Source organism: Rhodopseudomonas sp. B29 (assembly GCF_000333455.1).
Lineage (GTDB): Bacteria > Pseudomonadota > Alphaproteobacteria > Rhizobiales > Xanthobacteraceae > Rhodopseudomonas.
The window spans coordinates 1-11,097 of the sequence record NZ_BADD01000195.1 but is presented as its reverse complement, the minus strand read 5'-3'; the positions used below and the strand labels follow the sequence as shown (position 1 = coordinate 11,097).

Here is an 11,097-nt window from a genome sequence, read left to right as displayed (position 1 = left end):
AGCGCTGCGCGACAAGTTCGCCCGCTCGACATCTCTGGAGGAGCAGAAGAAGCTCGCCGAGGAGATCCAGAAGGAAGTCTACGACCAGGTGCTGTACATCCCGCTCGGCCAGTACAAGGCGCCGAGCGTGTGGCGCAACGAAATCACCGGCGTGCTCGACGGCCCGGCGACCCCGGTGTTCTGGAACATGGACAAGAAGGAATAGCGCGGCCTCAGTCGTCGCAACTGCACGACGCTCGTCCGAGCTTCGCCGTTCCGCCCTCCGCGGGACGGCGAAGTGCCTTTGAGGGCTGCTCGAGTAATTTCGTGGAGGCCTTTCCCACCGCCATTGCGAGCGAAGCGAAGCAATCCAGCCGCGCGCACGGAGCTGGATTGCTTCGTCGCTGCGCTCCTCGCAATGACGGGGAAAGGCCGGGATCCTACGATCTCACCCGCACATAACTACCCGGCGCGTCTTCGATCGGCGGGTAGGCTGCGCTGCCGGGAGTGCGAGCGGGGACCTGGTCGGGGTCGAAGCTGCCGATCCATTCGCGCCAATCCGGCCACCACGAACCCTTGTGCTCTTCGGCGCCGGCCAGCCAGTTCTTCACCGAGCCGGCCTGGATGTCGGGGTTGGTCCAGAACTGATACTTGCCCGCCGCCGGCGGATTGACGACGCCGGCGATGTGGCCGGAGCCGGACAGCACGAATTTCACCGGGCCGCCGAAGAACTGCGAGCCGTACAGCACCGACTCCGCCGGCGCGATGTGGTCTTCGCGGGTGGCGAGATTGTAGATCGGCACCTTGACCTTGCCGAGATCGAGCTGGGTGTTGTCGAGCACCATGGTGCCGGTGGTGAGTTTGTTTTCGAGATAGCAGTTGCGCAAGTAATAGGAGTGGTTGGCCGCCGGCATTCGGGTCGCGTCCGAATTCCAATGCAGCAGATCGAACGCCGACGGCGGTTCGCCCTTGAGATAGTTGCTCACAACGTAGGACCAGATCAGGTCGTTGGGCCGCAGCATGTTGAAGGCCATCGCCATCTTGGCGCCTTCGAGCACACCCGCCGTCTTCATTTCGCGCTCGACCGCGGAGATCTGGTCCTCGTCGACGAACACCATCAGGTCGCCCGCATGGGTGAAGTCGACTTGCGCGGTGAAGAACGTCGCCGAGGTGACGCGCTGCTTGCGGCGTTCGGCCAGCCACGCCAGTGTGGCGGCGAGGAGGGTGCCGCCGACGCAATAGCCCAGCGTGTGACACTTCATCTCGCCGGTGACCTGCTCGATGACATCCATCGCCTTGAGCGGGCCGAGCTTCATGTAGTCGGCGAAGTCCTTGTCGCCGAGGCTCTTGTCGGGGTTGACCCAGGAGATCACGAACACCGTGAGCCCTTGGTCGACCGCCCATTTGATGAACGATTTCTCGGGCTTCAGATCGAGAATGTAGAACTTGTTGATCCACGGCGGCACGATCAGCAGCGGCGTCCGCAGCACCGTCTCGGTGGTCGGCGCGTATTGTATCAGCTGCATGATCTCGTTCTGGAAGATCACCTTGCCGGGCGTCGTTGCCATGTTGACGCCGAGCTCGAGATTGGCCGGGTCGGATTGGCGGATCTTCAGATTGCCGCGGCCGGCCTCGATGTCCTCGGCCAGCATCTTCATGCCGCGGGCGAGATTGTCGGCACTCGAACTCAACGTGTGCCGTGTCAGTTCGGGACTGGTGAGCACGAAGTTCGACGGCGCCAGTGCGGTGGTGAGCTGCTGGACGTAGAACGTGGCCTTGCGTTTGGTGTGCAGATCGAGGTCGGCGCCCTCGACCAGTTCGTTGGCCCATTTCGTCGTCAGCAGATAGGCCTGCATCAGGAAGTCGTAATAGGCGTTGGCCTTCCATTCCGGATCGGCGAAGCGCTTGTCGCGCGGCGACGGTTCGATCAGCGGCTCGGTCTTTTCGCCGGCAAGCTTCTTCGAGGCCGCGCCCCACAGGTCAAGATACGACTTGCCGAGTTTCTGCTGGAGCTCCTGGGCGCGGTCTTTATCCGACAGCCAGTAATTGGCGACGCTGGAGAACGTCTTGACCATCTCGGTCAGAATCGGCGGCGGCTGGGTGTCGACCTCGGCGGTGCCGTTACGGGCCTTGAGCATGTTCGCCAGCGCCTGGCTGCCGATCTCCATCGCCTGCGACAGATTGCGCGCGAACGCTTCCGGATCGAACTGCTTGGCGGTGGTCGGTTCTGTTAGCACCTGGGTCATGGATCGAAGGCTACTATTGGCGTTGCGGATTGTCTTGGTAGATCGGCGCTCCTGCGCGATGATGACACAGATCGGTAAACGTCGCCGAATTCGATGTGCTGCAGTGCAACCTTGCGCTTGATTTGGCCACAATGGCAGTCGAGTGATGGGACAGGGCTCCGCTCTGGTCGGCAGGGCGCTCGGTAGGCTAGGATGGCCGATGAGCCGGAATTAATGGTTTGGCGCGAAGATGGTTCTCCGCGCCTTAACCGCGCAATCGGGGATTCGCATCAGGTGAGCAGGCTGGCGTCAGCGCCGGAACGGTCGAACGGAGCGCGCGCGCTGCGCGTGGCCGCCGTTTGCGCTGCACTGGTGTCGGCCCCGGTACTCGGCGGCTGCTCGATCTCGCTGTCCGACATGCCGCTGCTCGGTTCGAGCGACACCGCCAAGCCGAAGGAGGCCGATGCCTTCCCGGCGGTCAACGATCTGCCGGCGGACCGTGGCGACACCGTTTTGGCGCCCGCCGAGCGCAACAAGATCGAACAGGAATTGATCGCCGCCCGCGAGCGTCAGGCCGCCGCCAATGCGACTGCAAGCAACGCCAACGCCAGCGCGGCCACGCCGGCGGCCGCTTCGGCCAGACCGGCGGCGTCGAGATAGCCGGACCGACGCCGCCATTGGTCTTCCGCTGCCGGAGCAGGTGACCGCCGATCGGCCCAGGCCGGGTTTGGCGAAGAGGCTGCCGGGCAGCCTTTGCTCAGTTCGACGGGGCTGCATGGCAGCCTCGGCAAAAACAGCCGCAAAATCGTACGAATCAGGACGTTTCTGCACCTTAATCGGATTCCCCTCCGAGCAAGAACGCGGTAACGATCCCGCCGCATCCCGGAGTCGAGGACCATGGAAGAATTCTACCGCATCCGCCGCCTGCCGCCTTACGTGTTCGAACAGATCAACCGGGCCAAGGCGGCCGCGCGGAATGCAGGCGCCGACATCATCGATCTCGGCATGGGCAATCCGGATCTGCCGGCGCCGCCGCATGTCATCGAGAAGCTGAAGGAGACGCTGGGCAAGCCGCGCACCGACCGCTATTCGGCGTCCCGCGGCATCACCGGGCTACGCCGTGCCCAAGCCGGCTATTACGAGCGCCGCTTCGGGGTGAAGCTCAATCCCGACACCCAGATCGTCGCCACCCTCGGGTCCAAGGAAGGCTTCGCCAACGTCGCCCAGGCCATCACCGCCCCGGGTGACGTCGTGCTGTGCCCGAACCCGAGCTATCCGATCCACGCTTTCGGGTTCCTGATGGCGGGCGGCGTGATCCGCTCGGTGCCGTCCGAGCCGACTCCTGAATTCTTCGCCGCGGCCGAGCGGGCGATCATCCATTCGATCCCCAAGCCGATCGCGCTGGTCGCCTGCTATCCGTCGAACCCGACCGCCTATGTGGCGTCGCTCGACTTCTACAAGGACCTCGTGGCTTTCGCGAAAAAGCACGAGATCATGATCCTGTCGGACCTCGCTTACGCCGAGGTGTATTTCGACGATTCGAACCCGCCGCCGTCGGTGCTGCAGGTGCCGGGCGCGATGGATGTGACGGTCGAGTTCACCTCGATGTCCAAGACCTTTTCGATGGCCGGCTGGCGCATGGGATTCGCGGTCGGGAACGAGCGCATCATCGCCGCGCTGGCCCGTGTGAAGTCGTATCTCGACTACGGCGCCTTCACCCCGGTACAGGTCGCCGCCACCGCGGCACTGAACGGCCCGCAGGACTGCATCCAGGAGATGCGCGAGACCTACAAGAAGCGCCGCGACATCATGGTCGAGAGCTTCGGCCGCGCCGGCTGGGACATTCCGCCGCCCCAGGCCTCGATGTTCGCCTGGGCGCCGCTGCCGCCGGCGTTCCGCGAACTCGGCTCGATGCAGTTCGCCACCCTGATGGTGGAGAAATGCGGCGTGGTGGTTTCGCCGGGCGTCGGCTTTGGCGAGCACGGCGAGGGCTTCGTCCGCATCGCCATGGTGGAAAACGAGCAGCGCATCCGCCAGGCCGCGCGCGGCGTCCGCCGCTTCCTTGAAAGCGGCGTCGAAACGTTGCACAACGTCGTGCCGCTCGCCGTCCAGCGATAGGTCCGAGCCGAGGGGGCCGGCTGCGTCGGCCTCCCGCCCATCTTCGTCGTTCCGAATAGCCTTCCAGAACAAGGTTCAGCGCCGCCATGGTCGCGCCACTCAAAGTGGGGATTGCGGGTCTCGGCACCGTGGGTGCCGAGGTCGTCCGTGTCATCGAGCGCCAGGCCGCCACGCTGACGGCGCGCTGCGGCCGCCCGATCAAGGTCGTCGCCGTCACAGCGCGCTCCAAGGCCAAGAAGCGCGGGCTCGACCTGCGCGGCATCGATTGGGCTAAATCGCCGCTGGCGATCGCCACCGATCCGAATGTCGATTGCTTCGTCGAACTGATCGGCGGCGCCGGCGATCCGGCCGGCCCGGCGATTGAGGCGGCGCTCGCCGCAGGCAAATCGGTCGTCACCGCCAACAAGGCGCTGATCGCCAAGCACGGGCTGAAGCTGGCTGCGCTGGCCGAGAAGCACGGCGGCGCGCTGAACTACGAAGCCGCCGTCGGCGCCGCGATCCCGGTGATCAAGACGCTGCGCGAAGGCCTCGCCGGCACCGGCATCGATCGCATCTACGGCATTCTCAACGGCACCTGTAACTACATCCTGACCCGGATGGAGCAGGAGGGGCTGTCGTTCGAGGCTTGCCTCGCCGACGCCCAGCGGCTCGGCTATGCCGAGGCCGACCCGACCTTCGATATCGACGGCCACGACACCGCGCAGAAACTGTCGATCCTGGCGAGCCTCGCCTTCGGCACCAAGGTGTCGGAGAGCGCGGTCTATGTCGAAGGCATCCGTTCGATCACGCCGGAAGACCTGCGCGCTGCCGACGATCTCGGCTACCGCGTCAAGCTGCTCGGCGTCGCTGTGCGCACCGCCAAGGGCATCGAGCAGCGCGTGCATCCGACCATGGTGCCCAAGACGTCGTCGATCGCCCAGGTGATGGGCGTCACCAATGCGGTGACCATCGACGGGCAGGGCATTCCGCCGATCACGCTGGTCGGCGCCGGCGCGGGCGCCGCTGCGACCGCGTCCGCGGTGGTGGCGGACATCGCCGACGTCGCCCGTGGTATCCGCGCCGAGCCGTTCGGCCGTCCGGTCGCCGGGCTCAAGGCGATCAGCAAGGCTCCGATGGAGCGCCACGAGGGCGGCTATTATCTGCGCATGCTGGCGCGCGACCATGCCGGAACCGCGGCGACCATCGCCACGCGGCTGGCCGAGCAGGACATCTCGATCGAATCCATCGTGCAGCGCCAGCCCGACCGCGGCGATGGCAAAGCCAAGTCGGGCCCTGTGCCAGTGATCCTGATTACATACGCGACCAGCGAAGACGCCGTGCGCCGCGCGCTGAAAGCCGTGCAGGCCGACAAGGTGATTTCCGGACGGCCGCAGGTGATCCGGATCGAAAAGAACTGACGAATTACTATTTGTCTGCGCCGTGGGGGCGCGGGCGCCGCTTTAGGAGTAGCCGATGTCGACCACCATTTCCGTTCCGCCGCAGTTGTTGCTGGAGCGCATTCTGACGCTCGAGATCGTGCGCGTGACGGAGCGTGCGGCGGTGTCGGCGGCGCGGTTGCGTGGCCATGGCAACGAGAAGGGCGCCGACCAGGCGGCCGTGGACGCGATGCGGCGCGAGCTCAACAAGATGCCGATCGAAGGCACCATCGTGATCGGCGAGGGCGAGCGCGACGAAGCGCCGATGCTGTTCATCGGCGAGAAGGTCGGCGCCGGCATCGACGGTGGTCCGAAGGTCGACATCGCGGTCGATCCGCTCGAAGGCACCACGCTGTGCGCCAAGAACATGCCGGGCTCGATCGCCACGATGGCGATGGCCGAAGGCGGCACGCTGCTGCACGCGCCCGACGTCTACATGCAGAAGATCGCGATCGGTCCGGGCTACGACAAGAACGTGATCGATATCGATGCGCCGCCGGAGGACAACATCCGCCGCCTGGCAAATGCCAAGGACGTGTCGGTGCACGACATCACCGTGCTGGTGCTCGACCGGCCGCGTCATGCCGAGCTGATCGCCAAGATCCGCGCCACCGGCGCCGGTGTCCAGCTGATCACCGACGGCGACGTTGCCGGCGTGATCCATTGCGCCGATCCGGACAACACCGGCGTCGACATCTACATGGGCACCGGCGGCGCGCCCGAAGGCGTGCTGGCTGCGGCGGCGCTGCGCTGCATCGGCGGCCAGATGCAGTGCCGGCTGCTGCTCGACACCCACTCCAAGCGCAACCGCGCCGAGTCGATGGGCATCGAAGACCCGAACTTCGTCTATCAGATCGAGGACATGGTGAAGGGCGACTGCCTGTTCGCCGCGACCGGCGTCACCGACGGTTCGCTGCTCTCCGGCGTCAAGTTCCGCAAGGACGTGATCCAGACCGAAACCGTGGTGATGCGCTCGGTGACGGGCACGGTGCGCTACATCAAGGCCGATCACCGCCAGTTCGAAAAATTCCACCTCGACTGAGTGAGGCGAGCGCAGGGGATATGATGACCGTCGAGATCCGCCCGGTCGGCCCTGACGATTATGAGGCGTGGTTGCCGTTGTGGAACGGCTACCTCGACTTCTACCGCGCGACGCTGAAGCCGGGCACCAGCGAGATCACCTGGGCCCGCTTCCACGATGCGGCCGAGCCGATGTTCGTGCTCGGCGCCTATGTGGACGGGAAGCTCACCGGCATCGTGCACTTCATCTATCACCGCTCGTGCTGGACTGCCGGTGATTACTGCTATCTGCAGGACCTGTTCGTCGCGGACAGCGCCCGCGGGCTCGGCCTCGGCCGCAAGCTGATCGAAGCGGTGTATGCGCGCGCCACGGCCGATGGCTGCAGTCGCGTGCACTGGCTGACCAAGACCGACAACATCGCCGCCCGCCAACTTTACGACCGCATCGCCGAGGATTCCGGCTTCATGCAGTATCGGCATTTGTTCTAAGCCGTCATTCCGTGGCGCGCAGCGAAGCTGCGGGCGAACCCGGAATCTGCAACCGGCAAAGTGAGATTCCGGGTTCGCGCTTCGCGCGCCCCGGAATGACGACAAAAACAACAAGGGAGAAGCAGATGCCCGCCACCAGCGCGACCCACGTCAAAGCCCTGATCTTCGACGTCTTCGGCACGGTGGTGGATTGGCGCACCAGCCTGATCGATGATTTCACCGCCTATACGGCGCGCCGCGATTTGCAGGGCGATTGGACTGGTTTGGTCGATGCCTGGCGTCAGGCCTATGTGCCGTCGATGGACGAAGTGCGGAAAAACCCGCAGCTGCCGTTCGTGATGCTCGACGATCTGCACCGTCGCTCGCTGGAGCGGCTGGTGAGAGAGTTCGGCATCGAGGGGCTGACCGACGACGACCTCGACTACATGGTCACCGGCTGGCATCGGCTGAAGCCGTGGCCGGACGTGGTCTCGGGCCTCACTCGATTGAAGACCAAGTACATTCTGTCGCCGCTGTCGAACGGCAATGTCGGGCTGCTGACCCGGATGGCCAAGAATGCCGGTCTGCCGTGGGATCTGGTGATGGGCGGCGATCTGTTCGGGCACTACAAGCCCGATCCGGAGACGTATCTCGGCGCTGCGAGGCTGCTGAATCTGTCGCCAGGGGAAGTGATGATGGTCGCGGCCCACAACAACGACCTCGCCGCCGCCCAGGCGCTCGGCCTGAAGACCGCCTTCGTGGCGCGCCCGACCGAATACGGCCCGCTGCAGAAACTGGACTTCGAGGCGACCGGCGACTGGACGGTCGTCGCGAGTGACTTCGGCGGCATCGCCGATCAGATGGGCTGTTGACTCCGGGCAGAGCGCGGAAGGCCAAGTTCGTCATTGCGAGCGAAGCGAAGCAATCCAGCCCAGTGCATGGAGCTGGATTGCTTCGCTTCGCTCGCAATGACGGAAGCGATTTTACTCGCCATCTTTGACGCCGGTTTGCCGATTTGCCGCTTCGTGCTTATCTGCGGCTGCCATGACGCTGCCGCTCTCCGCATTGCCCACTGACCCTCCGCAGGCCTTTCTCGGCGTGACGCGCTCGGCCACGGGCAAGCTGTGGCGCGATCGGCTCGATGCGCGTGGCGTCGCCAAGGCGCAGGCGATCGTACAGCGCTATCAGCTGCCGGAGATGCTGGCACGGGTGCTGGCCGGCCGCGGCGTCGAGATCGACGCGGTCGAGGAGTATCTCGACCCGACAATTCGCAAGCTGATGCCGGACCCGGCGACATTGACGCAGATGGAGGCGGGGGCCAAGCGCATCGCCGAGGCAGCGACGCGTGGCGAGAAGGTGGCCATCTTCGGTGACTACGATGTCGACGGCGCGACCTCGGCGGCGCTGCTGACTTGGCATCTCCGCCACTGCGGCCTCGACCCGCTGATCCACATTCCCGACCGCATCTTCGAGGGCTATGGCCCGAATGTCGAAGCGATCCGCATGCTGGCCGAGAAGGGCGCGACGCTGCTGATCACGGTCGATTGCGGCACCACCAGCCTGGAGCCACTGGCGGTGGCGCGCCAGCTCGGCATGGGCGTGGTGGTGATCGATCATCACCAATGCGGTGACGAACTGCCCGACGTCGATGCGCTGATCAACCCGAACAGGCCCGATGATATTTCCGGCCTCGGCCATCTCGCCGCGGTCGGGCTGGTGCTGATGACGCTGGTCGCGGTGAATCGTGAGTTGCGACATCGCGGTTTCTGGAGCAATGAGCGGCCGGAGCCGAATCTCCTCGACATGCTGCATCACGTCGCGCTCGGCACCGTCGCCGACGTCGCGCCGCTGATCGGGCTCAACCGCGCCTTCGTCGCCAAGGGGCTGATTGCGCTACGGCGGCGCGACCATGTCGGCCACACCGCGCTGATGGATGTGGCGCGGCTCAACGGCCCGCCGGATGTCTTTCACCTCGGCTTCATGCTTGGGCCGCGGATCAATGCCGGCGGCCGTATCGGCCGCGCCGATCTCGGCGTGCGGCTGTTGCTCGAAGCCGATCCGACCGAGGCTGCGCGGATCGCCGCGGAGCTCGACCGGCTCAACGCCGAGCGTCGAGCCATCGAGCAGATGGCGGAAGCGCAAGCCGAAGCCGAGGCGTTGGCCTCGCTTGGTCTGGAAGATAAGGGCGCCGTGATCGTCACCGCGGCGGAAGGCTGGCACCCGGGAGTCGTCGGCCTCGTCGCGTCACGGCTGAAGGAGAAGTTTGGTCGGCCGGCCTTCGCCATCGCGCTCGAGCCCGGCGGCATCCGCACCGGCTCGGGCCGCTCGATCACCGGCGTCGACATCGGGCAAGCGGTGCGCGAGGCGGTGCACGAAGGGCTGCTGCTCAAGGGCGGCGGCCACGCCATGGCGGCAGGCGTTACGCTGCGCAAGGAGCGGCTGGCTGAAATTCCGCGCCTGGCTCGAAACCGCGCTCGCCGGCGACGTCGCCAAGGCGCGCCACGTCAACGAGCTGTATATCGACGGCGCGGTGAGCGCGCGCGGCGTTACGACCGAGCTGGCCGCGACGCTGAACCGGGCAGGGCCGTTCGGCGCCGGCAATCCCGAGCCGATCATTGCGCTGCCGGCGCATCAGCTTGCTTACGCCGATGAAGTCGGTCAGGCGCATCTGCGGCTGCGCTTCCGTTCGGGCGACGGCGCCATCGTCAACGGCATCGCGTTTCGGAGCGTCGGCCAAAAGCTCGGTCAGGCGCTGACCGAGAACCGCGGCCAGACTTTGCATGTGGCCGGCTGCCTCAGCGTCGATCGCTGGCAGGGAGCCGAGCGCGTGCAACTACGGGTCATCGACGTCGCCGTACCGGATCCGGGGCCGGCGATGATCAGGTAGCTGCCAATCAGCTATCCCTGGTCCTCTATTTCGAAATCGGCTGGTTTCTCATCGCGGAATATAACTGCGCGGCGTCGGTGCGCGTTGGGTTTGAAGATCGTCGCCAGCCGTGATTCGTTAGTGCCGATCCTTGGTGGCCTTCTCCGCACCTCGTAGTTCTGGAGCTCGTAGATATACGTGGAGTGCACGAATAATCCGGTTGTACTTCAATTCAACTACTGATGATGGCTTGTATTTGGCGTCGTAAATGTCGGATTTCTGCTTCGTTTACTAATTGTTTTGGTGCGCCATGAGACCTTTGCCGGGACAAGATGGCAATGCGGTCGAAGGGGGGTAGTAATTATCCTTGGGGTCGACCGAGCTACGCGGCTTGTCGAGACTGCGCATCACCTCACGCTCTTCGACCTTTGGCGACGGGCGTGTGGAGTTAATCATGCCGGCTCGGTCAGCGCGGACGTGCGCGAACCGTTGGGCCGTCAACTCCAGCAGGAAAGCCACCAGAATGTTCTCGTCGCTGTTGAATCTGAAGACGTCTTACAAGCTGGCGGGGATATTCTCCCTGATCGCGCTTGTTTCGATCGGCGCCAATGGCCTGATCGCTCGCAATCTACAGACCCTCGCTTCCAATAATGATATGACGACCCACACCTATCAGGTGATGGAGCAGGCCAAGATGATCGTCGCCGCCATGGTGGACGGCGAGACCGGCGTTCGTGGCTTTCTGATCAGCGGCGAAGACAAATTTCTCGAGCCGTACAACGCCTCAGACAAGCTCTTCAAGACGTCGTGGACCGAGACCAAGCGGCTGACGTCGGACAATCCGGCGCAGCAGAAGCGGCTCGACAATATCGAAGCGTCGGCGAGCGAATGGCGCAACAAAGTCGCCGAACGCGAAATCGCCCTGATGCGCAATCCTCAAACGGTGAACGAGGCTCGCGCCCTGGAAACCTCAGGCGCCGGCAAAACCTCGATGGATCGCATCCGC

The 11,097-nt window shown here is 64.7% G+C and carries 8 protein-coding genes and 2 pseudogenes; 9 read left to right on the top strand and 1 reads right to left on the bottom strand.

The window, feature by feature from the left end; genetic code table 11:
• Positions 1 to 205: pseudogene (locus I5M_RS07075) on the top strand (ABC transporter substrate-binding protein); the annotation flags it as partial.
• Between the two features lie 214 nt (positions 206 to 419).
• Here I5M_RS07075 and phaC read toward each other — a convergent pair.
• Positions 420 to 2,225, bottom strand: coding sequence for a class I poly(R)-hydroxyalkanoic acid synthase (gene phaC, locus I5M_RS07070; RefSeq protein WP_022720760.1), 1,806 nt, complete (start codon positions 2,223 to 2,225; stop codon positions 420 to 422).
• Positions 2,226 to 2,417: 192 nt separating this feature from the next.
• On the opposite strand from phaC, the gene I5M_RS07065 reads away from it, so the two are divergent.
• From I5M_RS07065 to I5M_RS07025, 8 genes and pseudogenes are all read left to right on the top strand, one after another.
• Positions 2,418 to 2,864 (top strand): transposase, encoded by a 447-nt coding sequence (locus I5M_RS07065; protein WP_244431949.1) that lies wholly within the window; start codon positions 2,418 to 2,420, stop codon positions 2,862 to 2,864.
• A 237-nt stretch (positions 2,865 to 3,101) separates the two neighbouring features.
• Complete coding sequence (locus tag I5M_RS07060) at positions 3,102 to 4,322, top strand: LL-diaminopimelate aminotransferase (protein WP_022720758.1); 1,221 nt, start codon at positions 3,102 to 3,104, stop codon at positions 4,320 to 4,322.
• An 86-nt stretch (positions 4,323 to 4,408) separates the two neighbouring features.
• Complete coding sequence (locus I5M_RS07055; protein ID WP_022720757.1) at positions 4,409 to 5,719, top strand: homoserine dehydrogenase; 1,311 nt, start codon at positions 4,409 to 4,411, stop codon at positions 5,717 to 5,719.
• 55 nt (positions 5,720 to 5,774) lie between these two features.
• A complete protein-coding gene (gene glpX, locus I5M_RS07050) occupies positions 5,775 to 6,779 on the top strand; it encodes a class II fructose-bisphosphatase (protein ID WP_022720756.1) in 1,005 nt (334 codons plus the stop codon).
• 23 nt (positions 6,780 to 6,802) lie between these two features.
• On the top strand, positions 6,803 to 7,246 hold the full coding sequence (locus I5M_RS07045) for a GNAT family N-acetyltransferase (RefSeq protein WP_031335689.1): 444 nt from the start codon (positions 6,803 to 6,805) through the stop codon (positions 7,244 to 7,246).
• 125 nt (positions 7,247 to 7,371) lie between these two features.
• Complete coding sequence (locus I5M_RS07040) at positions 7,372 to 8,097, top strand: haloacid dehalogenase type II (RefSeq protein WP_022720754.1); 726 nt, start codon at positions 7,372 to 7,374, stop codon at positions 8,095 to 8,097.
• Between the two features lie 172 nt (positions 8,098 to 8,269).
• Positions 8,270 to 10,112: pseudogene (gene recJ, locus I5M_RS29295) on the top strand (single-stranded-DNA-specific exonuclease RecJ).
• A 370-nt stretch (positions 10,113 to 10,482) separates the two neighbouring features.
• Positions 10,483 to 11,097: CHASE3 domain-containing protein (locus I5M_RS07025; RefSeq protein ID WP_244431948.1), on the top strand; the 615-nt coding region annotated here is incomplete at its 3' end.